The following is a 26,042-nucleotide window of genomic DNA, read 5'->3' as shown; positions in this document are numbered from 1 at the left end:
GAGCTACTTTGATGATTCACTAGCCAAACCCTAGCAATCAGAGATACATGGAGTTAATTATGACCGTGTTTTACCGTTCTACCCTTGCAGTGCTTATTTCATTAACATTAGTGGCCTGTGGCAGTGATGACAGCCCTAGTGTTACAGATCCAGAACCTGAAGTACCCGTTGTCGAGCCACTGCCACCACAGCAGATTGATCGGATCATTGGTGATAGCACCGTAATGGGGCTTAAAGAGTCAGTGGTGATTAATGATGTAGAGGGTACTGCAACGCGAGTTGAGTTAGAGGCGTTTAAAGGCATTACTTATGCGACTTCTGCGCGCTTTGAGCACAGTGTGGTCACAGAATTAACAGATGTGGTCGATGCAACGGTTTTTGGTGATGCCTGTCCGCAACTTGATTTAACGGTGCAGGAGCAATCAGAAGATTGTTTAAACCTTAATATTTGGCGCCCAGAAGATACGGTCGAGTCCGCTGAATTACCGGTTTATGTGTTTATTCATGGTGGTGACTTTGAATTTGGTTCAGGCTCAGACCCGCTAGTACAAGGCGATAATGTTGTCGCTCAGGGGGCATTAGATGATAAACCATTTATTGCGGTCACTCTAAATTATCGTTTAGGTATTTTAGGTAGCTACTGGCTTGATGGTAGTAAGAACGACAAAGGCGGTAATTTTGCTTTAGGTGACCAAAAACGCGCGCTTGAATGGGTGCACAACAATATTAGCGCCTTTGGCGGTGACCCAGAAAAAGTCACCCTTGTTGGTCAAGGTGCGGGTGCGATGTCGGTGGGTATTTTGCAACAAACTGAAACTAAGGAAGTTATCACTGGTACCTACTTCCAACGTGCCATTATGCAATCAAACCCTTATGGATTTGATTACAAATCTTATAACCAAGCAAAAACTTATCAAGGTAAGTTACAAGCTTATGGTGATGAATTATTTGGCACTACCGCAGCGGTTTCGCTTAATGACTTAACCCTTGAACAAATTATGCAAGTGCAAGAAAAAGCACTTAACCCATTAGCGAAAGTTGGCGCTTGGTCAGGGCTTGACTGTATTGACCTTGATAATTTATTTGGCAGTGGCTTGTGTATCGGGTCAAAGTTAGACGCAGAAATTACGCCATTTGCTAATTTGAAACCTTTTGCTCCTTATATGGACTATCGTCCAAAGGGCAGTTTTTTAGAGCCTGAAGTGAAGGGTTATCATTTAGAAGCACAGCCGGCACTCACTGAGCTAAATGTACCGACGGTTTTAGGTTTTAACACCAATGATTCTAGAATTGTGTCATATGTGCCAAGCTTAACTTCACTGATCCCAACTATCATTGAGTTAATCAACGAGCAAAATAATGCGCCAGAAGACCCAGATGCCGCCGCGGCAGATATTGAGGCTTGGTTAGCATCGCAAGATAACTTGGAATTAGTACAGCAACAGTTAATGGGTTTAACGGCTGACGAAATTGAAGCACAACTTGAGTTAGGTGATATTTTACCGAGTACCGCTTATGACGCAATTACCCGCTTTTTCTTTGGTTTAGGTAATGGTGAGTTAATTGATAGCGTGTTTGCATTAACTGACTTTTATCCGAATGAAGAAGATGAATTAACTGGTGCTACGGGTAATATGGCGCAATTTAATTTGTTAACCAATGACATGTTATTTAGTGGGCCTGCACGTGTTAAAGCCAAGCAAACAAGCGACACTGCCGAGCAGGCGGTAACGTTATACAATTTTGATTATCAACCAAGCTTTAATGTGTGGACCACCAGTAATGATGCAACCAGCATTGATCTTGGTGCATTGATTAAATCAATTAGTTGTATAGGTAAAATGTGCGTGGGTGCAGAGTTACCGTTCGTATTTAATAAGCCTTACACTGTAACAGGTAATAAGATTAACCCAAGTGCATCTGATGTTGCGTTAATGGATAAACTATCGCGTTTATGGTTTAGCGATGCCTTGTTTGACAACTATCAGTTCACTACCGCGGATGACACTGTGTTAGTGATTGGTGCTGACACCAGCATTCAAGTTGAAGAGAATTGGGATAAAAGAAAGCAAGCTGGTCTTGACCCAGAGTTACGCGAAGGTCGCTTAACGGGTCTTGAGGATTTAGGCTTAATTTTAGGCTACTTTAATTAATGACTAAATAAGCTTTATCTTTATCGCTTTGATTGGCGGCTAGCATTTGCTAGCCGTAATTTTTTAACCATAATGACGGTATATCAATGAACATGCATTCTATTTCTAAGTGCCTAACTGTACTTAGCTTTATTATTGTTACCATAGTGGTGACTGGCTGCGCAACGTCTTACCCAGAGGTTGAGGACGGTTTTCAAGCGGATTGGGACTCGAAAAAATACCATGCTGATTTGTACTTAATCCCTACTGCACCAGAAGCCTTAGCGAGGCGTATTGAGCTAGTGCGTCAAGCCAAAAGCTTTATTGATATGACTTACTTCTCATGGAATAAAGATACCTCGGGATTAATGCTTTTTGCCGAAATTAAGCAAGCTGCCGATCGCGGTGTAAAAGTCAGAGTAACCCTTGATGACTTGTTGGTGTTTAATGAAAAGTGGCTTGCAGAGCTCGCCCACCATCAAAATATCGATATTCGTATTTTTAACCCTTTCGACTCTCGAAAAATGGGTTGGATTGGCCGTGCGATGGACTTTCAAATTCATCAGCAACAGCTGGATAATCGCCTGCATGAAAAGTACTTTAACGTTGATGGTCACAATATGATTTTAGGTGGCAGAAACATTGGCGATGACTACTTTGGCTATAGCACTGAGGCAAACTTTTTTGATTTAGATGTCATTTTTAAAGGTGACGTCATTAAGGCTTTTGAAGCGAATTTTGATGGGCTGTGGGGCACTGATTATTTGATCCCAATCGAAATGCTTGTAGAAGTGAAGCAGGTGGGAGTATTTACCGAGTTTGAAAAAACTTATCGGCAACAAACTGAAAACCGCCAACAAGTGGTGAATGCGATTAATCAGCAAGTGCAGAGCTTAACAGAAGTGGGTTATACCGCAGCTGTTGTGAAACCTGTCTTTGATTCGCTTGAAAAGATGAAAGACAGTAAGCCATATTTTAGAAGTCGAGTTGAAAATCTAATGACTGATCCGGTGAATGATGCCAAGAAAGCCGTAATTTCAACGCCTTACTTAATTCCAACCGATAATAAATTTACCATTATTGAAAAGCTTAGTGCCAATAATGCACAGATCACTTTAATCACAAATTCATCGGCATCAAATGATTCGGGGTTTGTGCCGGCATACTTTGAAAAGCATCGCCCACTGTTATTAGATATGGGGGCGGATTTATATGAATATAAAGATCATGCTAAAAATAGTGATCATTTTTACCATAGTGATACTTATTACCATAATAAGACCTTTATCTTTGATGACTTATATTCCTACATTGGATCATCGAACTTTGATCCACGTTCAGATTTTTTAAATATTGAGTTTGGGGTGTTAATCAAGAGCCCAGAATTCGCCTTGACGTTAGAGCACTACTTACTGGCCAATAAAGAATTGCTTTATTGGCATGTAACTCAACAAGAAGACGGCAGTATTAACTGGCAATCAGGTGATGAAAGCTATGACGCTTCGCCTCATTATGGTGGTTGGCATGCTTTACCGGATTGGCTGATAAGGAAAATGAATGGCGAGTCAGAGCTTTAATTAAAGCCATATTTAGGGGCTAGTACGCTTTCTTTACGTAAGTCATTTAACGCCACAATATAAGAGCATGTTAGCTAAGAGTTTGTTAGGTAATAGATTACTGACTAAGAGATTATTTGCTAACAGATTATTTGCTAACAGGTTATTAGCTGAGAGGATTAGTTGAGAGTTTGTTAGCTGAAAGGATTACTAGAAATAAACAATAATCCATTGTTTTTATATACGTCCAACCCCTTGCATGATAATGAGTTTGTAGGGTTTCATTGCAGTTTAAGCAACAAATACTCGTTAATGAGCTAAATTTAATCGCGGTTATTTTTAACTAATAATAGCTATAAAAAAGCACCCAAGTTCTTTATAAAAGGCAAGGGTGCTTGATAAACACTAATTAGTTGCTGGAAGCCGTTACTCCACCACCACCAGAGCCACCACCGAAACCCTGAGCACCAGGCGCTGGAGCTGCTCCAAATGTGCCACCACTGGCAGTGAGTGTCTCCTCAAAGACCTCTGCAACAATTGAAGGGTCTATACCATTTGCAATAGCGATAGCCAATGCATCATCAGCGTTCATTCCTGCAGTTTGTGCAGCACTAAGCACTTCTAATATAGTTGCGGTTTTGCCAAAAGTCGCCTGTAAAGCAAAAGCGAGGATATTGGTTTGTTCTGCAGGTGATGATTGCATTTGAGTGAGCGTGTAATCAGCTAAACTTGTCCCTGAATTAGCAGCTGTCTGAACGCCATTGGTAAAATCTGTTTTAGATACAGCATATGCTCCTGCTGACAACGCCGTTGAAGATATTGCAGCAATCAAAATGAGCGTTAATTTGTTAGGGTACATTTATTCTGCCTCATGGTTTGATGGGGGACAAAAGTCACTGAGTTGTAAAGTACAGCTCCATGAACTATCTAATGTCACTGGTATAAGAGTAGTCAAATTTTGAACAGCATACAAACCGTTGCCTTGAAGACCATCCACATGGATATTGGAAAAAATGCCTATCATGGCTGGTGTTTCCAATTGCGCAGCGATGACTTTTAATCCAATACCATGGCATATTTGGGTAACTGTCTGGACAAAAAAGCGTGTGTCAGCTTGATCTATATCATGTACAAAACAAGGATCAATCTTTGTAAAATCAACATTTAAGTTACGTATATAGTGAAATGAATTTAAATTGGCACCAAAATTCTCTATGGTGATACCAATATTTAATGCTTTAGCTGTGTTAATAAATGCGCTTGTAGAGTCTAACGAAAGAATTACACTCGACTCATTAATTTCATACAAAAGTGGTGGAAGATTTTTTTGTGATTTTTGATATAAATTGAATAGCCAATGGGTAAATATCGGGTTTTGTAATGCACTATTACTAATGTTAATAGCGATTCGCGTTTTTTTTATGTGTCTTAATTTGTAAAAAATGAAGCAAGTTACTGCCTGTTCAAGTTCGAGTAATATGCCTAATTTATCAGCCATTGCGTACACTTCAATTGTGGGAAGAGTTTCATCCTCGAGTTTAAAGCGAACAAAGGACTCCACGTAGATAATTGATTGATTATTACCAATGACAGGTTGAAGCATTAAATCAAAAATTTTATCTAAAGGGATGCACTTAAGCGCTAAATCCTCCGTTTTGCAGTGGTTAAGTTCGTTGATAAAATATTCGGTAAATTGCGTTAAAATGTGAGTCCATTCTTCACGAGAGTGATTGTTTTTAGGCTGAAGAGTGCTTAATTTTGTGGTTTTATCTAAATATGAATTTGCAATTAATTGCGTGTCTAACCGTTTGAGAGTATCGACAATCATTTCATGGGGCTCAATGCATGTAACTGCATACTTGGCAAAACCATACTCAAACTCTTCATTATCTTCAGTCGCTAAAATATCAGTTAAGTTCTTATCGACCAATTTTATAGCATCTTCTGTCATTGGTGATATCAAAGCAAATTCAGAACCTGAAATTCTATAAAGTTGTGCATCATGCATTGATTTAAGGTGTTTGCATATGACATCAGCTCCCAATTGAATATAGGCATCACCATGAGCATAGCCTTGCTTATCATTAACACTTTTTAGTGATGACATTGATATTAAAGCTAAGTAAGACCGATTACCATGCTGTTCAAATTGAGACTGAATAGATTCGAATTTTTTTAATAATGAACGTCTATTGGGTAGTTCGGTTAGGGGGTCAATATAGGCTTGCTTAGCTAAGCTTTCGGCAAGAGTAGTCTGTTCATTAAAAGCCCGTTGAATATTTTCAACCATCCGGTTAACAACATTTACGACAACTTTAAGCTCTGTAGTGAAAGGGGTAATTGAGTTAGTTGTGAAGTGTTTTTTTGCCGCAAAATTGGCTTGTTGCTCTATGGCTTTTAGTGGTGTTAAAACTGCTTTTAAAATGAAATACGCAATTAGTAGGGCAATTAACAGTTGGACTAGTGTCGTGCTAAGTGAAGTTAATGCGTATTGCCATAAACTATTATAGGAAGTACCGACGTGTGATTGTACCTCTAAGGTTCCAGCTACACGCCAACCATCGTTAACTTCGCTGCTCATTGTCGGTGGATTTAACGGAAAAAGTGCAATAAACCAAGATGGAACTGATAAGGATACTGAAGGGTTCGTGCGCTGAAATTGTACTGCGTGGTCATTATCTGAAAATTGTATTACTTGGTAATAGCCCGAGTCAAAAATAGCATTAGTCATTGTTTCAGCAACAACAAGCCCTTTTTCATGCATGTAAGGTGAAATTGAAAGCCCTAAACTATGCGCAGCTCCCTGAGCATGAGAAGCAAGTTGATTGTTTAGGTAACCTTTCATACTGGAGATATTGTTATACAAACCAAAACCAAAATTGAGAATAGACAAGCAACTGATAAGTAGAAATAACTGTAATTTTAACGACATTCCATTCTTAACCATTTATTCGCTCCAAAACCATATGACCATAATTACTCACCATTTTCTATTCTAGTTATTAAATCGGTCCAATTTGCTGTACGGCTACTAGTTGGCCTGGTAGAACCTAACCCTTGGGCTTTTGTTAACCATAAACCTTGACTGTTAAATGAATATATTGGTTTTAAATCAGTCCGTTGATTTGATTTTTTAATGCTTGTTGTCAAATTATCTAATACTAAGGGCATGGCCTTAGGGTTATCAAAATAAATAAGTACCATGTGTGGTTGGTCAATTAATAACGCTCTAACATACATTAAGCGCATTTTTTCTTCGCTGACTCCCATTGCTTTTAAAGTAAAGTACTTAAAAATTGCAAAGTCTTCGCAATCGCCACCTTTAGTGCCCAATGACTCTATCGGTGTCCCCCAGTAATCATTTTTATTCCAGTGTTCGATATCGCTGACAAAATTAATATGTCGATTGGCAAATTGATTAACCAAGTGCAAGCGTTCACTGTCAGAAAACTCAGCTCCCTTTTCAATAATTGATTGCCACTTATGAAAGTCATCGATTCTGTTAAGTCCATATTTTAGTTCAATTTGAGTAAAAAATGCGCCAGAAAAAATATTGTGGTTCATTGTTGAAAAGCAAACAGCAGAAAACACTATTGGTATTAACAGCCAATAGCGTTGCCAATTCAAATCAACACGCAATGAATTAATTTTCTCACCCAACCTATCCATAGTGATGCTAAAACTGTAGCAAAAATGTGCAATAAGGGATCTGTAAATTTCATCATAGCGAAGTTGGCCTTAATGATCGTCAATATAATGACGTATTTAATTAGGTGCCTCATGCAGTGTGCTAAGTTTAAGCTCCGAGATTTCTAGGGACTAAACTGTTGCAAAATTGTTACATTGTTTGTTGGTACTTACTAACTTGCTTTGTTTTTGGCACGGATCTTGATTGAATTATGTACAGCTATTTAGGGCGATTTAATGGCCTTATTTTATAATTATTACTTAACACGCTTAATTTTGATTTTTAGTTATTGTATTTAATCGTTTTTTGTTGTTGCTAGCTTTAGTTCCCCTAAGTGGTTGGTGTTTATTAAAGTTAACATTGCACCAAAATACAGCAGCCTCAGGCATAGATGGATGCGTTCTAAGCTCTGAGGATCCACCAAGTGCAAGGGTGACCTATACTAAAGTACTACTCTTGGCTCGCAGTAATAGTACTTAGTTTGATACCGAGGTGAGTAATTAGGCTACTTTAGGTTGATTTTTGAATTGAGGTTATAGGGTTTCAAAAAACTGACAGGGGTTTCATGTATGCTTCAATGTAACATCATTGTTAAGTGGGCTTGATGAAGCCGATTAACTTAGATGGCGTAGACTTTAATGAAGATCAATTTTGATTTTCATACTTTGTACCGAGATTCATGTGAGTGTCTATACTTTCATTTGTTGCTAAGTTTTCTGGTTGGATTTGAAAGTTGAAGCGTCCTAACAACCAATCAAATTTGTAAATTATTAGCTAAATTATTCATAACTTTTATAGCAATCTGGAAGCTAAAATTCAGTGCGGTAGCGTGGCTAAAGCCATCTAGAGATATGTGGAATTATAATTTTTTGCTCTTGAATTTACCGATAAAATTTACCACAAAACATTAACTTATATGTTAAAAAGGGTGTTGTTTTAAATGAAAATAGCAATTGCTGGTACAGGTTATGTTGGCTTATCGAACGCTATGTTACTTGCTCAACACAATGAGGTTGTTGCTGTAGATATTATTGAGTCCAAAATTAACCTCCTCAATGACAAGGTGTCGCCAATTACCGATACTGAAATTGAAGATTTTCTTGCAAATAAATCGTTAAACTTTACAGCGACCTTAGATAAAGTCAGCGCCTACCAAGGTGCTGATTTTGTGATTATAGCCACTCCTACGGATTATGATCCTCAAACAAATTATTTTAATACTTCTTCTGTAGAAATGGTTATTGAACAAGTGACTTCGATTAACCCTAGCGCTGTGATGATCTTAAAATCTACTGTGCCAGTTGGATATACCGAACGGATAAAGGCAAAGTTAAATTGCGATAACATTATTTTCTCACCGGAATTTTTACGTGAGGGAAAAGCACTGTACGACAATCTATATCCTTCAAGAATAATTGTGGGAGAGAAGAGTAAACGCGCTGAAATATTTGCTGAGTTAATGGTTCAAGGGGCATTAAAGCAAGATATCAAAGTCTTGTTTACCGAGTCGACAGAGGCTGAGGCGGTCAAACTATTCTCAAATACGTATTTAGCCTTAAGAGTGGCTTATTTTAATGAGTTAGACACCTATGCAGAATCCCTTGACCTAGATACCAAGCAGATAATCGATGGAGTAGGTTTAGACCCTCGTATTGGCAATCATTATAATAACCCCTCTTTTGGTTATGGCGGCTACTGTTTACCAAAAGATACTAAACAACTGCGAGCTAACTATGCTGATGTGCCAAATAATCTGATAACAGCAATTGTTGACTCTAATACCACTCGAAAAGACTTTATTGCTAATTCTATTCTAAAGCGAAACCCTAACACTGTAGGTATTTATCGATTAATCATGAAGTCAGGATCAGATAACTTCAGGGCCTCAAGTATTCAAGGCGTGATGAAGCGCCTTAAAAGTAAAGGCATAGAAGTGATTATTTATGAACCTGTTATGGAGCAAGATACGTTTTTTAACTCACCAGTGTACCGAGATTTAGCAGCATTTAAAGCTAGTGCGGATGTGATTGTATCTAATCGAATTACAGCCGATTTAAATGATGTATTAGAAAAAGTCTATACCCGAGATTTGTTTGGCAATGACTATTAGTCGCTTTGGAACTTTGTGAATATTTGAAACGAAAGAGCAACTAACCTCGGTACTGTTAAAGGACTAAAAGAGATTCATGCCTGAAATTTCAAATGGGAAAAAATTAGCTAGTTCAATGCTCTATAGCGTAACAGGTCGATACTTAGTGTATTTAGTGCAGTTACTATCAATGATGATACTAGCGCGAATATTTACACCTGAAACTTTTGGTATATTTGCTGTTATTCAAGTATTTGCTGTATTTTTTTCCCTATTAAGCGAGATGGGTTTTGGGCCTGCTTTAATTAATGAATCCAAAATATCAACGCAGATGCGCGATGGTATTTACAGTTTTACTTGGGTTTTGGGTGCTGCGGTTTCTGTAATTTTCTTTATCATATCTCCACTTATTGCTTGGTTTTATGGTGATGACATATATCAATATTTAGTTATTCCGGTTGGCATTAGTATTGTGTTTAACACCTCGGTTATAGTGCCGATGTCTGCACTAAACCGAGAGAAAAAATTTATTACCATAGCGCGATGTGAAGCAATAGCAGAGATCATTTCCGTTGTGTTTTTACTGCTCACTTTAGACTATTTTGAACCTATATGGGCGCTAGCGATAAAGCCTTTGGTCGTCTCAATTTTTCGATATATTTTGATACTGTTTGCCGCTAAGAATACAGAAGAAGGTATTCCGCACTTTGGCCGAGAATTAGGCCATGTTAAAAAAATATTGGCTTTTTCAAAGGATCAAGCCGGCTTTAATTTTTTAAACTACTTTTCAAAAAATTTAGATAATATCTTAGTGGGTAAGTACTTAGGTGCAACAAGCCTAGGGATATACGATAAAGCCTATCGATTGATGAGATACCCACTGTTAATATTAACATTTGCAATGGCGCCGGCAATACAACCTGTTATGAAGGAGCTTAGAGAAAACCCTCCTGAATTTGAACGGTTACATATAAAGTTTACTAAATATATGTCATTGCTTGGTGCTTTAGTCGGAATATTAATATGTATCTTTGCCGATGAAATCGTTTTCATTTTACTTGGTGATAAATGGGGGGATGTATCTATATTGCTTAGAATTCTTTCTATTTCAATTCCAACTCAAGTAGTTATTAGTTCAAGTGGTGGTTTCTATCAAGCTGCGGGTAGAGCAGATTTATTATTGAAATGCGGCTTTTACCATGCCCTCACCAGCGTAAGTGCCATTGTTATCGGGGTATATTTAGGTGGTTTAGAAACGCTTTGTTGGTTAATAGTTATCAGTTTTACAATTAATTTTATTCAATGCTACCTGCTAATGAGTAAACATATTTTTCCTTCAGGCCTGTCAAGTGTATTTGGTACGATATCCTACGGGGTTATCAGCAGTGTAATTATTTTAGCTGCAAATTTTGTATTAGCGACTAATTTTTGATTATTAATATTTGGTGTCAGTCAGTGATTTATTTTAATTTTTCTCCGTTTTACTTTACATGTTCAATATGCATTTTATTTGAATGGGTTCTTAATGGTTTATTTAGCACTATTAAAGATAGGTAAAGGGCTTAGCAAATGAGTTATAAATATACAGTCATTATCCCTCACTATAACAATATCAATGGTTTGAATAAATTGTTATCAACAATACCTTCCAAAAACTATGTGGAAGTTATAATTGTAGATGATAATAGTCATTCGAAAGTGACTGGCTATATAGATGAGTTTATGGTTAAGCATTATGAAAACTTGACTGTGCTGACTAATGAATCAGGTTATAAAGGTGCTGGCGCGGCAAGAAATATTGGGATAAAGCATGCTAAAGGAGAATTTATCATATTTGCTGATTCCGATGATTATTTTGTAGATAATGCTTTTGATACTATCTGTTCTGGTCTTAAAAAAGATTGTGACATTTGCTACTTTAAACCAACCAGTTTTTGTTTGGTTGAAAAAGAAAAGTCAGACAGGCATGTTCGATATGCTAAATTGATTGATAACTATTTACAGTCTGAATGTGAAGATATCCGCTATAAATTTTATGTCCCCTGGAGCAAGGTGTTTAGACGTAAATTCTTAGTTGAGAATAATGTTCGCTTTGATGAGGTTTTAGCATCTAATGATGTGATGTTCTCTTTAGAGTCAGGGAGTAAAGCGAATAAAATTAGTGTGTTGGATGAAGTTTTTTATTGTGTGACCAGAGGTGTTGGTACCTTAACTGTTAACCGTTCAAAAGAGGTTGTTTCTTCTAGAGTTGAGGTGGCTTTGAGAGAGTCATCCTACATAATAAATGAAAAAATAAATACCGAAAATCATTCAGTTATCTCAGTATTTAAATTGGCAGGAGATAAAATAGATCCCCCTTTGGCTTTGTCGACCTTGTTTGCGTTTTCGAAAGGTCATTTACCTTTTTTTCCCCAGTCATATAAGAATTATATTAAGAATCCAAGATTGATTTTAAACAGGATTTTATCTAAACCCGTTGTAGATTCTTCAAAGAGTAGCAAGTATAAAAAATATTCATTTTATTGCTCATTGTCTATTTTGTTTTTATATGAATGTGAAATGATAATTTTTAGTTGATAGCATTATTTTAATGAACAATATTTATCTTTTAAATGGATTTATAGGAAATTTGTTTTCGTAAGATGCTTTAACATAAGGATTTAATTATGTTGGCTAGTCGAAAGCTTGAAATTGACACGTTACGGGGGTTGGCATGTATATTGTTAGTTAGTTATCACGTAATTGGATCTTCATCTACGCAAGGAATGAGAATAGACTCAGGCGTATTACGTGATATTAATGATGTGTTTATTTATATTCGTATGCCGCTTTTCTCATTTTTATCAGGACTCATATATGGTATGAGACCCTTAAAAAGCAATTTTATTCCTTTTTTAAAAAAGAAAACGGCAAGATTGCTATACCCTATGCTAACGGTTGGAACTTTGTTTGCTTTGTTACAGTTTTATGTGCCAGGGACTAATCGAGAAACGATAAACTTTTGGCTTATGCATATTATTCCTGTCGGCCATTATTGGTTTTTAGAGGCGATTTTTTTAGTTTTTTGTTTAGTTACTTTGTTTGAGTTTTTTAATCTGCTCAATAGTTATCTAACGTCTGTTTTTATTTTGGTTCTTTCTATCGTTATTTACCTTTTAGGCGTTGATGTTAACTATTTATCTTTAGATGGTTTTTTTTACTTATTACCATTCTTTTTATTTGGCATGATGAACTCAAGGTTCCCCTCTGCTGTGCAAAAAATGTTAACTGTTAGTTTAGCGATACTGGTGTCTTACGGGTTATCGTTATACTTTGACTTCGATGACAGAGCATTAAGAATTGGCATTGGATTTAGCTTTTGTTTTACTCTGTTTTTATTGAAAATAAAGATGAAATGGCTTTCGTACATTGGAGTTTATTCTTTTTCTATTTATTTGTTCCATGTGTTCTTTACGGCATCAAGCCGAATTTTTTTAAATTATTTTGATGTATTAAATACGAGTTTAGTTTTTATGGTTGGGCTTACAGCAGGCATCGCAGGCTCTATTGTTATTGATAAACTATTAAGTAGTAATAGTTGGATGACTCATTACGTGTTAGGTAGGTAGTATGTTGGATAAAGACAATGATGTTAACAAGTTGACCGTGGTGATCCCTACTTATGGCAGAGCTGAAAAGATTTTAAAATCAATACATTCTTGTCAGCATCCAGATATATCAATTGTGGTGATAGATGATAATGGACTAGATACACCTAACCAGGTTTCAACTAAAGCGCTAATAGATAACGTAGCCCCTGAGTTTAATGGCCGCTTATTATATTATGCTTTAAATGATAATTCAGGCGCTTGTATAGCACGTAATAAAGGGATTGAATTAACCAAAACCTCAATCGTCACTTTTTTAGATGATGACGATATGCTGCTTGTTGAAGCAACCTTAGCTAAACTTCAATTTTTTAATGAGCACAGCGAGTACGATATTTGTTGCAGTGATATGTACTCTAAGTTTAATGGGAAAAAATATCAGTTAGATTTCTGCCACTTCAAGGGAACCACTCCGATTGAATTACTCGAAGATGGTAACTGTTATACTCCTATGGTTATGGGCAGAAAAAAAGCATTGATGCAAATTGGTGGCTTTGATAATTGTAAAAAATACCAAGACCATGTGCTAATCCTTAAAATACATTTAAGCAAGCTAAGTGTGCTGTTTTTTAAGCAGCCAACATTTATCCATGTGGATCATGATGAGTATCGAATTTCAAATACACCGTGTTCTTATCAGACGGTTAAGCTTAGATTTGAATATGAAGAAAAGTTACTCAACAGTCTTAATTTAGACGATGCTGAGTATCAGAGATTGAAAGCGATTATATTATATAGGAAAAAATATCTTTGTTTTTATTATATAGTGATGCCAAGACTCAACTCCTTTAAAAAAAGGTTTATTGGTACCAAAAGATTTTTGTATTCGATAGAGCAAGATGGTAATGCTATTTTTATTAATGGTAAATCATTTTTTTATGCACTGAAAACCGTAACAGGCTTACCTTTCTTGATAAAAAGAATGGCTTATAAAATAAAACATAGTAATTAACAAGGAGTACTTGTGGATAGTCACTTATCATATAGCGATGATGATAGTATTCTAAATGTTAAGTTTTCATTTGTTTTTGCTGTTTTAATATTGTTTTCTATATTTACTCCTTTTTTATCGTTTCTTTGTTGTGCTTTTTTGATTGTTTATACTCACAACTATAAATTGGTAAAGCTACTACCTATATCGCTTGTGTTTTTCTTTATTTTAATCAATTTTAATCGGGAGTTTTTCGTAAAGGGTAACGACCTAGAATGGTATTATACTTACTTTACTAATTTTTCAGATTATGAATTAGGTTTTTTTAATGCTTTTGAAGATGATCTGGCTAGCGTGTCATTGAAAGCAAGTGAGCCCCTGTATCATTTCTTTGTTTATATCTCGAGTAAAGCGACCAATGGATATTATCCAGCTTATATTCTCTGGGTACACTGTGTGATTTATCTGATTCCAACCTTTGTGATTATCGAGATCTGTAAGCGCGAAAAAGTAAATGTCTTGATATGTTGCTCTTTGGTTTTGTTTCAAATGTTGGTGTTTTATGATTTTGGTAATGCATATAATTTAATCAGACAACAGGTGGCCAGTTCGTTTCTGGTGCTGACTTTTTATTTTATGTATATAAAAAAGCCATGGTTTTGTTTGTTTTTCTCTATTGTTTCAGTGTTTACTCATAATTCAACGGTTTTGATGGCCGCACTAATATTATTGTTTTGTTTGTACAATATTAACTACATATCATACAAGCTATTACTAACGGCAACGGTGTTGTTATCTATTTTTTATGTTGCTGTATACTTTAACCTTAGTGGTCACTATGAAGATCTCGAAGATAAATCAAGAGGTCTAGTTGTTAAACTGATTGATTTTAGTATTTTTATTTTTAGTGGGATAATTGTATTTTTTTATGACTCAAAATATAGGAATGTTTACCGTTTTTTAGTGGTGTTATTCATTGCTCTGATGTTTTGTCATATTAGTTCTTTTTTACCTCTAAGATTTTTAACCTTTTATGATTCTTTTAAGTGGCTTAACTATTTTATCATCTTTAATTATTTCAGCACTAAGCTCTCATATTACAAAAATGCTAATTTAAGTATTTTTACTTCTTGTTTGATCTTAGGCTTTACCTATTTCAACCTGAAGCTTACTTATACAGCATATATATATAATGGTAGTTTTCTAGATTTTGTTATTGATTCACCCATTTATTATTTAGGTATTGATTTATGAAAGTGTTACTTATAACTACTTGCGTTTATAATGAAACTAACTACTCAGACTTTAAACGCCTAGTTAATAGCTTGCACTCGCAAAGTAGTGAGGCCGTCTTCTTTCATGCTGTTTTATTTCAAAACTACACTCAGACTGAAATGATTCAACCTGCTAATAATGATAATTATTGTGCCGAACACTTTTACATTAAAGATATCATTTCACTATCTAAAGCAAGAAATTTTATTATCGAGAGAGTTTTCGATCTTCTTAGTGATTATGATTACATTTCCTTTCCCGATGATGATTGCTGGTATCCTACGAGTTTTTGGCTCAATTTTGAAGGGTTAGTAAGTACCAATGATTGCGACCTTTTTTATACCAAGTTTTGTTCCAGCCCGATAGATGCTGTTGGTGGTATTGAAAAGCATTCTGCTTATAAATTGGTTCAAAACGCGTCTTCAAACACCACTATTTATAAAAGTCAGATTGTCGCTGAATTGAGATGTTTTAATGAGAGTTTCGGTGTTGGCAGTGAAAATAATGGTGGTGAAGATACTGATTTTGCCATTAGAGCAATGTTGTTATCTAAATATATATGGTTTAGCAACTCAAACCTAATTGGCCATCGCGATCCCATTGCTGAGTTCAGATATCGATACTTCAAAGGCTCTTTCGGCGTGTTAAAGAATCATTGCTTTAGCTCACTTGCATTGATGCTGATTACAGCAAGAAAAACCTGTGTAGGGTTAGTCTTTCTTTTTTCTAACAAAATTAAAGTTACTGACTTTTTCATAAGGTGAATAAAATGGATTTTACAAAAAAGAATAATTTTTTGGGTGTGAATTTTAATGACTTTACAGCCGATAATCTGGTTCATCATATTGTTAATTATAATGGTGAATATTCAATGCTAGTTACGCCTAATGTAGACCATGTCATCAGGTACAACTCTGATTCAAGCTTTAAAACTATATATGATAAAGCTGATATTACTGTCAATGATAGCCGAATTTTAAATCTCTTATCTAAGCTGGCTAGGGTTGATATCGGAGATGTTATTCCAGGTAGTGATTTAACCAAACGAATCATAGAGACTTTGCCAGAAAAAGATTTTGATATAACAGTTATTGGTTGCTCAGATGAAACTATATCCTTTGTAAAAGCTAAATATAAGTTACGCTCAGTTAATCATTATAATCCTCCGATGGGGTTTATTGATGATGATATTGAAGTAGGTAAGTGTGTTGATTTTGTATTAGCCAATCCTGCTAAATTAATATTTCTTTGCGTGGGCTCACCAAGACAGGAAATTCTATGCCAAAAACTTAAACAGGCAGGTGCTTCAGGTCTGGCTTTGTGTGTTGGTGCTTCCTTTTTATTTTTAAGTGGTGAGGAAAAAAGAGCGCCTGTGATATTTCAAAAACTATCACTAGAATGGTTTTTTAGATTAATGCAATCACCAAGAAGGTTATTTGGTCGGTATGTTATTAATGGCGTTAAAATTTTTCCGATATTCATAAAGTACATTCATCAAAAGCATTAATTAATCCTTATTAAAGTGATTGGTAACGCTCATCGCTCCTTTTTTAACGTTAAATTCCCTATTGGTCACTGTAAAAATAATTTTTATCGAGGTTGAATATGATTTTACCCGTAATTATGGCAGGTGGTTCAGGCTCTCGTTTGTGGCCATTGTCTCGCCAGCAATTTCCTAAGCAGTTTCTTACTTTGTTAGATAATCATTCAATGTTGCAAACAACAGCGAACCGACTAGATGGAATTATTCATTCAGCGCCCTTAGTTATTTGTAATGAAGAACATCGTTTTTCTGTTGCTGAGCAGTTTCGTTTAGGCAATATAGATAACAGCGGAATTATATTAGAACCCGAAGGGCGAAATACCGCCCCCGCAATTGCACTTGCTGCTATGTATGCGGTTCGCAATGGGCAAGACCCTTTATTATTAGTGCTAGCCGCAGATCATGTCATTAAGAATGAGACCGCATTTTGTGAGGCTGTCACCAAAGCGGTAACCCTAGCAGAACATAACCAATTAGTGACGTTTGGCATTGTGCCGACAGCGCCAGAAACAGGTTACGGCTATATTCAACGGGGTGAGTTACTCGCTGAAGAGCTTGGGTTTGAGGTTTCTCAGTTTGTTGAGAAGCCGAATTTAGCAACTGCGAAAGATTATATTGCCACTGGGCATTATTATTGGAATAGCGGCATGTTTTTGTTTAAAGCCAGTGTTTATTTACAAGAACTTAAATTATATAGCCCTGATATTTTTGCCGCTTGTGAAGCCGCAATGGTCAACACTACTCATGATGTAGACTTTATTCGTGTCGATGAAGCGGCTTTTATTACAAGTCCCGAAGACTCAATTGATTATGCTGTTATGGAAAAGACCAAGCATGCAGTGGTTGTGCCTATGGATTGCGGTTGGAGCGATGTCGGCAGCTGGTCTGCATTATGGGAGATTGAAGATAAAGATCCCCATGGAAACGTCTTTAAAGGCGATGTTATTGGTATAGATACCAACAATAGTTATGTTAATGCCACTGAAAAACTGGTGGCAACTATCGGCTTAGATGATGTGGTTATTGTTGAAACTAAGGATGCGATTTTAGTTTCAAAACAAGCTGATGTTCAACAAGTTAAACATATTGTAGAACAACTGAAAACTCATGAACGCAGCGAGTGGCAACACCACCGCGAAGTTTATCGCCCTTGGGGGAAATATGACTCCATCGATCATGGCGGACGTTTTCAAGTCAAGCGAATTACTGTCAAGCCTGGGGCAAAGTTATCAGTGCAAATGCACTACCACCGAGCAGAGCATTGGATTGTGGTATCGGGAACTGCGAAAGTAACCAATGGCGATCAAGACATTTTATTAACTGAGAATCAATCTACTTATATCCCTGTTGGTGTTATCCATGCCTTAGAAAACCCAGGTAAAGTGCCTCTAGAATTAATTGAAGTGCAATCGGGATCCTATCTCAGCGAGGACGATATTGTACGCTTTGAAGACAGATATGGCCGTGTAGCAACAAAAGGCGTATCAAATGCTTAATTCAAAACAAGTGATAGCTTCAAGTCATATCGGTTTTGGAACCAGCGGTGCCAGAGGTTTGGTATGTGATTTCACTGTTGATGTCTGCGCAGCTTTCACAGTGTCTTTTTTAAACACCATGCAAGACTCTTTTAATGTTCACACAATCGCAATAGCGATAGATAATCGTCCAAGCAGTTTTACGATGGCACAAGCCTGTGCTGCAGCTCTAGAGCTGTGTGATGTAAAGGTTGTTTATTATGGTGTTATCCCAACGCCAGCATTAGCCTGTATTTCGATGAGCCAAGAGGTTCCTTGTATCATGGTGACAGGAAGCCACATTCCCTTTGACCGAAATGGATTAAAGTTTTATCGGCCTGATGGTGAGATTACTAAAGCCGATGAAATAGCGATTTTAAATAGTGAATATTATTATCCTTGCGTAGAGCAACTACCCTTGCTTACCGTGGATAATGCTGCTGAAAATCATTACATAGATCGTTATGTGAGTTTATTTGATTCGCCATGGTTAACAGGTAAGCGCATTGGCATTTATCAACATTCAAGTGCTGGGCGCGATTTATATCCACTCATTTTTGAAAAGCTGGGTGCCGAGGTTATATCCATTGGTCGCAGTGATACCTTTGTGCCTATTGATACTGAAGCAGTTAGTGAAGCAGATTGTCAAAAAGCGATCGAGTGGACGCACGAGTATCAGCTTGATGCGTTATTTTCCACTGATGGTGATGGTGACAGACCATTGCTCGCTGATGAGCAAGGTAACTGGCTGCGTGGTGACATTCTGGGGTTACTTTCCGCCAAGGCGTTAGATATCGATGGATTAGTTGTACCCGTTAGCTGTAATACCGCCATAGAACTAAGCCACTATTTTGATCTAGTCGTAAGAACTAAAATTGGCTCCCCCCATGTGATAGCCGCGTTTTCTGAGGTAGAAAGGCAAAGTAGTCGTATTGCTGGATTTGAAGCTAATGGGGGCTTCTTGCTGGAGTCTACTATCGAGGTTAATGGACATAGTTTGACTGCACTACCTACTCGCGATGCTGTATTGCCTGTTTTGATGGTACTTCATAGTGCTTTGAGTAAGACTGATTCTAACTCTATTGCAGGATTAGTAGCACAATTACCCCAACGCTTTACCCATAGCGACCGTTTGACAGATTTTAATACTGAACGCAGTAAACAAATTATTAAATTAGGTTTACAGCAGCCAGAGTATTTACTTGAGCAATTAAACCTATCTAAAAATAAATTATTAGAAGTTAATTCTACAGATGGACTACGCTTAAGTTTTACTAATGGCAATATTGTTCATTTACGACCATCGGGTAATGCTCCGGAATTTAGATGTTACGCCGAAAGTGATTCTATATCCAAAGCTAAACAATTAGTTGAACATACTTTGTATCAGTTATTGAACATCAATTTAAATGCATCGTTAGTTAATTAGGTGAGCTAAATGGAAAGTCCATCAACACTTCAATTTGTCGGTACCCGTTCTAGTTTCTTATTGCGTATCTTTGATATTGCCATTATTGCCGCCGCATTAATGATCATGATGCATAGCTATAATATTACTTTCAATAAGGACTACTTATTAGTGCTGATTGGGGTGCTGTTTTTTTATAGCTATATTGGTGAGTCTTTAGGGCTTTATCGCTCATGGCGTTCAGGGCGGTTTTCTACCATGTGTAGGATCGTCTCTTTGGATGTAACACTTGCCTTTGTGCTTATGACCCTATTGTTGTTTGTATTTAAATATAGTGAAGTTTACTCACGAGTAACGGTGGGAGGCTGGTATGTATTAAGTCTTTTATCGTTAGTGACTTGGCGATTGTGTGTTCGTGAGATTAAACGTTTTCGCCGTAAAAAGGGCTATAGCGTCCAAAAAATTGCAATTGTTGGCTTAACGGAGGCTGGGCAGCGTTTATATGAACAAATACAGAAACATGATGAGTTAGGTTTTGAGTGTGTTGGTTTTTACGATGATCGAGACCCTGAACGTATTGAAAACTTAGACTTATCTTGCCTAAAAGGCACTATTAACGATGCTGTCGATGTTGCACGTAAAGGTGAAATTCAGAAATTATATGTTTGCTTACCTATGATTGCGGAGCAGCGAACTGCCGATATTATTTTAGCGCTAGGCGACAGCACAGTTGATGTGCTCATTACCCCTGATTTTTTATTGAAAAACTTAATGCATGCACGCATAGGCAGTGTTGGCGAGGTTGATACCTTAAGTGTGTTTGAGTCACCCGTTAACGGGATGATGCGCTTTTATAAACGTAGTTTTGACCTTGCTTTTAGCGTTATGGCATTAATTGTTTTAAGTCCTGTCTTATTGGTTATTGCTTTCGCGGTTAAATTAAACTCCCAAGGTCCTATTATTTTTAAGCAAGATAGATATGGACTTGATGGGCGAAAAATTAAAGTGTGGAAATTTCGCTCAATGACAGTGACTGAAAACAGTAATGTGGTTATTCAAGCGAAGAAAGGAGATGCACGAATAACCAATGTTGGCGCATTTTTACGTAAAACCTCGCTAGATGAATTACCACAATTTTTTAATGTACTCATGGGGGATATGTCGGTGGTTGGCCCAAGACCACATGCGATTGCCCATAATGAAGAATATAGACATTTAGTTTCCTATTACATGCTTCGTCATAAAGTATTACCTGGTATTACGGGCTGGGCACAGATAAATGGCTGGCGTGGTGAAACCGATACCCTTGATAAAATGGAAAAAAGAATCGAATTCGACTTGGCTTATATAAGAAATTGGTCTATTTGGTTAGATGTGAAAATTGTCTTTATGACATGCTTTAAAGGTTTTGTCGGTAAACATGTTTACTAAAAATCACAATCAAAGGAATAGGTGATAACAATGAGAACAAAGCTAAATATATTTACACTATTAGTCATCTCAGCTGGGATAGCAAATGTGAGTGCTGAAGAAAAAGCTGGGGTAATTACCACTGAGTCCGGTGTTGATTTTATTCCAGCATTAAATGCAGGCTTAAAATATGACGATAATATTGCCAGTAGAAGTACAAATGAAGAAGAAAGTTGGATATTAACCGTAGCCCCTGCGGTGCAGGCAAAGATGCTCGATGGGAAAAACATTTATACTATTGATGCCGGTATTGAGTACGGTGATTATTTCGATAGTAGCGACGATAACTACCTTGATGCACTATTAAAAGCTCGCGCTCAGGTAGAGTTAAATCAAAGCAATCGTTTCAATCTTGAAGCTAAGTATTTTTACGGTCACGAAGATCGTGGTACTGGTGTGTTCGATTTTGGCTTTGATGATGGACTGCCAACAGAACCTGCTACCTATGATATTTTTCAAGGTGGTGGTTATTATGAGTATGGCGCTAAATCAACGCCGGCAAGAGTTAGGATTAATGGTTTATATGATTCTAAGGAATATACAAACTTTAAAGAATTAACCCAGTTCCGTAATAAAGATAACGTTAAATTAGGGGCTACCGTTTTTTATGATACTCGAGCAGCCACTAGTATTTTTCTTGATTACCAATATATTCAAACCGCTTATGACGTCATGGATCCTGGCGGAGATAGAGACAGTGATACCCAAAATTTACAGTTAGGTGTTGAGTGGGAAGCAACCAGTACCACTGAGGGTTCTATTAGGATCGGCTATCAGAAAAAAGCATTTGATAATCAAGAGCGGGAAGATTTTAGCGGTGTAGCTTGGGATGCCAAGTTAACTTGGAAACCATTGACCTATAGTCAGTTTGACTTCTATACCGGTCGCAGTAGTGAGGACCCTGATACATTTGGTGATTATGTTCGTGAGACCACTTACGGGGTTAAATGGAACCATGATTGGAGCGACTTGTTTGGTACCACTCTCGGGTACGATCGAATACAAGACGATTACACAGGCTTTGAGCGTGAAGATACCACCAATGTTTATCGCGTTTCGTTCAATTTTGAAGTGTTGCGCTGGATGACGCTAAGAGCAGGTGCAGATATTGCTGACAATACATCAATACAAGAACGCTTTGATTACGATCGTAATATCTATTTTATCACTGCCGAAATGACCTTGTAATTATTGGTGCAATCATGAGATTTCTATTTTTAAGTCTAGTTTTAGCTCTTGTATCCATGATGCTGACATCGACTGCAGAGGCGGTCGAGTCTGATGATAGTTACCTATTAGGGGCTGGTGATACCATTATTATTCAAGTGTATGGTGAGGACGCCTTAACCTTGGAAACTCAACTCACCAATAGTGGCACCATTAATTTTCCTTTTTTAGGCCCAATTAAACTTAACGGTTTGACCATAAAACAAGTGGAGCAAATTGTTTATAAGGGTCTTAAAGGGGATTATTTTGTTGAGCCTAGTGTCTATGTCGGAATGGTGGAATATCGACCTTTTTATATTCACGGCGAGGTTAAAAAACCGGGTGGCTATCCATATCAGCCAGGAATGACAGTTAACCAAGCCATCGCACTAGCCGGTGGGCTGACTGAGCGGGCTTCAGAAGACAAAATCAATATTTCCCGAGAAGGCGCAAAGGTAAACTCCAAGCGTGGCAACATTAACAGTAAGATTTTTGCTGGTGATACTATTACCATTGAACAGAGGTTCTTTTAAATGACTCAGCAGGAAAGGCGAGCCAACCCATTGCCTCAAATTCAAATGGATCAGCTAATTGATTTCAAAAAGCTAATAAAACCTGTTATGCGTTTTAAATGGCGCATATTAACCTTTGCGATGTTGATTACTGCTTTGGTTATTTTTGTCGTATTGAAAATGACGCCAATATACAGTGCAAAGTCTACCTTATTGATCGAATCAGAACAGGCTAATGCTATTAAAATAGATGAAGTTTATGGTATTAATTCAGGGCAGCAAGAATATTATTTAACTCAATTTGAAATTATAAAATCACGCTCAATTGCAGAGCGAGTATTTAACGAATTAGATTTAATAAATCACCCTGCATTTGTCTCAGAACCAAGTTTGCTTAGTCAACTAGCCTATTTACTCGATTTTATTCCAAAAGAATATATTCCCGAAGAGTACCTACCTGATGACTTATTGCCTGAAGGGAGTGCTACAGAAAATGTTGACCAAGAAATTGTTAAGCAACAATTAATCGATACCTTTGCCGAAGATATCAGTATTTCACCGGTTAGAAAAACGCAATTGGTCCATATTCGTTATGAAAGCTCAGATCCCGCCTTGGCCGCATTAGTGGCTAATGTGGTGGGAGATACCTATATTTTAAGTCAATTGGAAGCAAAGGTTGGCATGACACAAAAGGCCAATACTTGGTTAGGTGGAAGGCTAGAAGAGCTAAGATTAAAGCTAGATGAATCTGAAACACGCTTAGAATCTTTTAAGCGGGCGAATGGTCTGGTTGATGTTGAAGGGGTCACAGCGTTAGATGCTAAAGAGCTCGAACGATTAAGTGATGAAATTGCCATGGCACGCTCACGCAAAGCGCAGGCAGAGAGTTTTATTACCGTGGTCAGGCGCTACGGTGCTACTGATATCAGCCGTTTAGAAAGCTTACCTGAAGTAACCTCCCATCCCTCGATTCAAAATGTTAAGCGTGAAGTGGTGATTGTTGAAAGAAAAGTTTCTGAGCTTGAGCAAATTTATGGGCCAAAGCATCCAAAAATGATCGCGGCAAAAGCTGAGCTTAAATCAGTACAGAGTAATTTACATAGCCAAATAGCAAGATTAGTGAGAGGTATTGAAGAAGAAGCGCAAACAGCAGGACGTAAGCTGAAGGGGTTAGAAGCGCAGTTTAATAAATCAAAAGGCTCTTTTCAAAACCTGAGCACTATAGATACTGATTTCCGTCGCATGCTGCGTGAAGTTGATACTAATCAACAATTGTTTGATAGCTTTCTTGCTCGTCAAAAAGAAACCGAAGTGACCGGCAGTTTTGACTCGCCTATCGCCCGCTTTACTGACAGAGCGATTGTGCCAATCTATCCTACTAAACCCAATAAAAAGCTGATTGTAATATTGACCTTTTTTGCCAGCTTAGGCTTTGGGGTGGTCATGGTGTTAGTGCTTGATGGATTAAATGACACCATCAAAAATAGCGATGATGTAGAAAAAATATTATCGCAGCGGGCATTAGGTTATATTCCAAAAGCCAAGAAAAGAGCTACTTATAAAGAGATTAACTTCGCCTTTTACGATAATAATCAGCCTTTACATGCAGAAGCGGTTCGCACCATAAGAACATCGATGTCATTAATGGCCATGGGCAGTGACTTCTCTACCATTGAAGTGACATCATCGACGCCTAACGAAGGGAAAACCAGCACTTCAATGAACTTAGGCTTTGCTTTTTCTACGATGGAAAAAGTATTGATAATTGATGCGGACTTACGTAAATCCAGTATGGGCGAGCGTTTTGGTTTACCCTCTTATCAGCCAGGGCTTGCTAATATATTATCAGGTACAGAAAGCTTGCCTCATTGTATCGTTGCCGATGTTAAACCGAACGTTGACTTTATGCCCGCAGGAGCCGTGCCACTTAACCCGCAGGAGCTTCTGTCTTCTAGCCAGTTTCCTAAATTGTTAACCTTACTTAAAACCCAATACACTAAAATCATTATTGATACACCTCCAATACATGCCGTCAGTGACGCATTGATTATTACTTCGTTATGTGATGCAACGGTATTAGTGGTAAAAGCCGATCATACCCGTAATGAAGTGATTAAATTAAGCTTAGCAAAATTAAATCAAGCGAGAAGTAAAGTCTTTGGTGTCGTTCTAAACCAGTTTAATACGAAAGATGCACAGCATTACCAAGGTGACTATGGCTACTATAAAGCTTACGGCGCAGATCAGACTCCTAAAGATAAACCTGTGCAGTTTGCAGATTATGCCGCCAAAGATAAGCCTAAGCCGTTTTCTGACTTGGACAATATAAAAGTATGATTGATTTACATTGCCATGTATTAGCCAATATCGACGATGGAGCTAAATCCGTTGATGAAGCACTGAGTTTAATGGCTTTGGCACAGGAGCAAGGGGTAACCCGCATGGTGGCAACCCCGCATATCCATCTAGGCATATATGACAATGATATCAACTCAATATCTGCAGCTTATAAGGCGCTTTCACAAGCCCTAGTTAGCTCTAACATTGCTATTGAATTGCGCGCGGCAGCGGAAGTGCGGATTTCACCAGAAATCGTCTTGTTTGTTGAGCAACATAAATTGCCTTTTATTGGTCATTATCAGCAAAAAGATGTCCTACTATTAGAGTTACCCAGTAGCCATATCCCAGCGGGAACAGATAGGTTAATTAGCTGGTTATTGAGTAAAAATGTATTACCGATGATTGCTCACCCTGAACGTAATAGAGAGCTGCAAAACCACCCCCATAGAATTAAGCCCTTTGTCCAAGCTGGCTGTTTATTTCAGTTAACAGCAGCGTCGCTAATTGGCGATTTTGGCTCGGCGCCGCAGCAATTGAGTGAGCAATTTTTAAAAGAGCGTTTTTATTCCATCATCGCTTCAGATTGCCATTCCTTAAAACGTCGCCCACCTAAAATTGCCCAAGCAAAGCAATTGGTTAGTAGCTTAGTTGATGAAGAGTACGCTTTTGCATTAACGACAGAGATGCCCAGAACTATTTCTAATTCGCTATTTCAATAATCATAAGGTGAT

The 26,042-nt window shown here is 37.5% G+C and carries 20 protein-coding genes; 17 read left to right on the top strand and 3 right to left on the bottom strand.

Annotation, left to right across the window (positions count from 1 at the left end):
* The first annotated feature begins 59 nt into the window (after positions 1-59).
* A complete protein-coding gene (locus tag AB4140_RS01600) occupies positions 60-2,153 on the top strand; it encodes a carboxylesterase family protein (protein WP_371999514.1) in 2,094 nt (697 codons plus the stop codon).
* An 86-nt stretch (positions 2,154-2,239) separates the two neighbouring features.
* Positions 2,240-3,709: a phospholipase D family protein gene (locus AB4140_RS01595; protein ID WP_303459014.1), complete on the top strand. Its 1,470-nt coding sequence runs from the start codon at positions 2,240-2,242 to the stop codon at positions 3,707-3,709.
* A gap of 388 nt (positions 3,710-4,097) precedes the next feature.
* On the opposite strand, the gene AB4140_RS01590 is transcribed toward AB4140_RS01595, so the two are convergent.
* The 3 genes from AB4140_RS01590 to AB4140_RS01580 are packed head-to-tail and all read right to left on the bottom strand — an operon-like array spanning position 4,098 to position 7,348.
* A complete protein-coding gene (locus AB4140_RS01590) occupies positions 4,098-4,547 on the bottom strand; it encodes a hypothetical protein (protein ID WP_102439100.1) in 450 nt (149 codons plus the stop codon).
* Positions 4,548-6,635, bottom strand: coding sequence for a LapD/MoxY N-terminal periplasmic domain-containing protein (locus AB4140_RS01585; protein ID WP_371999512.1), 2,088 nt, complete (start codon positions 6,633-6,635; stop codon positions 4,548-4,550).
* Between the two features lie 29 nt (positions 6,636-6,664).
* Entirely contained in the window at positions 6,665-7,348 is a 684-nt protein-coding gene (locus AB4140_RS01580) for a transglutaminase-like cysteine peptidase (protein WP_241901123.1), read from the bottom strand.
* Positions 7,349-8,316: 968 nt separating this feature from the next.
* Between AB4140_RS01580 and AB4140_RS01575 the strand changes: the two genes are divergently transcribed.
* From AB4140_RS01575 to AB4140_RS01505, 15 genes are all read left to right on the top strand, one after another.
* Positions 8,317-9,486, top strand: coding sequence for a nucleotide sugar dehydrogenase (locus AB4140_RS01575; protein ID WP_102439094.1), 1,170 nt, complete (start codon positions 8,317-8,319; stop codon positions 9,484-9,486).
* Between the two features lie 76 nt (positions 9,487-9,562).
* Positions 9,563-10,897 carry a lipopolysaccharide biosynthesis protein gene (locus tag AB4140_RS01570; RefSeq protein WP_371999509.1) on the top strand — a complete coding sequence of 445 codons (1,335 nt, stop codon included), beginning with the start codon at positions 9,563-9,565 and terminating at the stop codon, positions 10,895-10,897.
* A gap of 137 nt (positions 10,898-11,034) precedes the next feature.
* Positions 11,035-12,042, top strand: a complete 1,008-nt coding sequence (locus AB4140_RS01565; RefSeq protein WP_371999508.1) for a glycosyltransferase family 2 protein — start codon at positions 11,035-11,037, stop codon at positions 12,040-12,042.
* Positions 12,043-12,131: 89 nt separating this feature from the next.
* Positions 12,132-13,073, top strand: coding sequence for an acyltransferase family protein (locus AB4140_RS01560; RefSeq protein ID WP_371999506.1), 942 nt, complete (start codon positions 12,132-12,134; stop codon positions 13,071-13,073).
* Position 13,074: 1 nt separating this feature from the next.
* Positions 13,075-14,064, top strand: a complete 990-nt coding sequence (locus AB4140_RS01555) for a glycosyltransferase family 2 protein (protein ID WP_102520797.1) — start codon at positions 13,075-13,077, stop codon at positions 14,062-14,064.
* A gap of 12 nt (positions 14,065-14,076) precedes the next feature.
* Positions 14,077-15,297: an EpsG family protein gene (locus AB4140_RS01550; protein ID WP_102439084.1), complete on the top strand. Its 1,221-nt coding sequence runs from the start codon at positions 14,077-14,079 to the stop codon at positions 15,295-15,297.
* The gene (locus tag AB4140_RS01545; RefSeq protein WP_102439082.1) at positions 15,294-16,082 is read left to right on the top strand and encodes a glycosyltransferase family A protein; all 789 of its coding nucleotides are present in this window, start codon (positions 15,294-15,296) and stop codon (positions 16,080-16,082) included. Before AB4140_RS01550 ends, AB4140_RS01545 begins: the two co-directional genes overlap by 4 nt.
* A gap of 5 nt (positions 16,083-16,087) precedes the next feature.
* Positions 16,088-16,825, top strand: a complete 738-nt coding sequence (locus AB4140_RS01540; protein WP_102439080.1) for a WecB/TagA/CpsF family glycosyltransferase — start codon at positions 16,088-16,090, stop codon at positions 16,823-16,825.
* A gap of 98 nt (positions 16,826-16,923) precedes the next feature.
* Positions 16,924-18,357 (top strand): mannose-1-phosphate guanylyltransferase/mannose-6-phosphate isomerase, encoded by a 1,434-nt coding sequence (locus AB4140_RS01535; RefSeq protein ID WP_371999503.1) that lies wholly within the window; start codon positions 16,924-16,926, stop codon positions 18,355-18,357.
* Complete coding sequence (locus AB4140_RS01530; protein WP_303410614.1) at positions 18,350-19,804, top strand: phosphomannomutase; 1,455 nt, start codon at positions 18,350-18,352, stop codon at positions 19,802-19,804. Before AB4140_RS01535 ends, AB4140_RS01530 begins: the two co-directional genes overlap by 8 nt.
* Positions 19,805-19,813: 9 nt before the next feature.
* Positions 19,814-21,214 carry an undecaprenyl-phosphate glucose phosphotransferase gene (locus tag AB4140_RS01525; RefSeq protein WP_303410612.1) on the top strand — a complete coding sequence of 467 codons (1,401 nt, stop codon included), beginning with the start codon at positions 19,814-19,816 and terminating at the stop codon, positions 21,212-21,214.
* Positions 21,215-21,244: 30 nt separating this feature from the next.
* Complete coding sequence (locus AB4140_RS01520) at positions 21,245-22,441, top strand: outer membrane beta-barrel protein (protein ID WP_371999500.1); 1,197 nt, start codon at positions 21,245-21,247, stop codon at positions 22,439-22,441.
* 14 nt (positions 22,442-22,455) lie between these two features.
* Positions 22,456-22,992 carry a polysaccharide biosynthesis/export family protein gene (locus AB4140_RS01515; protein WP_102477065.1) on the top strand — a complete coding sequence of 179 codons (537 nt, stop codon included), beginning with the start codon at positions 22,456-22,458 and terminating at the stop codon, positions 22,990-22,992.
* Positions 22,993-25,308, top strand: a complete 2,316-nt coding sequence (locus AB4140_RS01510; RefSeq protein WP_371999497.1) for a GumC family protein — start codon at positions 22,993-22,995, stop codon at positions 25,306-25,308.
* On the top strand, positions 25,305-26,030 hold the full coding sequence (locus AB4140_RS01505; RefSeq protein WP_102439065.1) for a tyrosine-protein phosphatase: 726 nt from the start codon (positions 25,305-25,307) through the stop codon (positions 26,028-26,030). The genes AB4140_RS01510 and AB4140_RS01505 overlap by 4 nt, the downstream gene beginning before the upstream one ends.
* Positions 26,031-26,042 lie beyond the last annotated feature (12 nt).

Source organism: Shewanella sp. 10N.286.51.B2, assembly GCF_041469265.1.
GTDB lineage: Bacteria > Pseudomonadota > Gammaproteobacteria > Enterobacterales > Shewanellaceae > Shewanella.
Note: the sequence above shows the minus strand (reverse complement) of the source record. Positions and strands in the feature narration are given on the sequence as shown.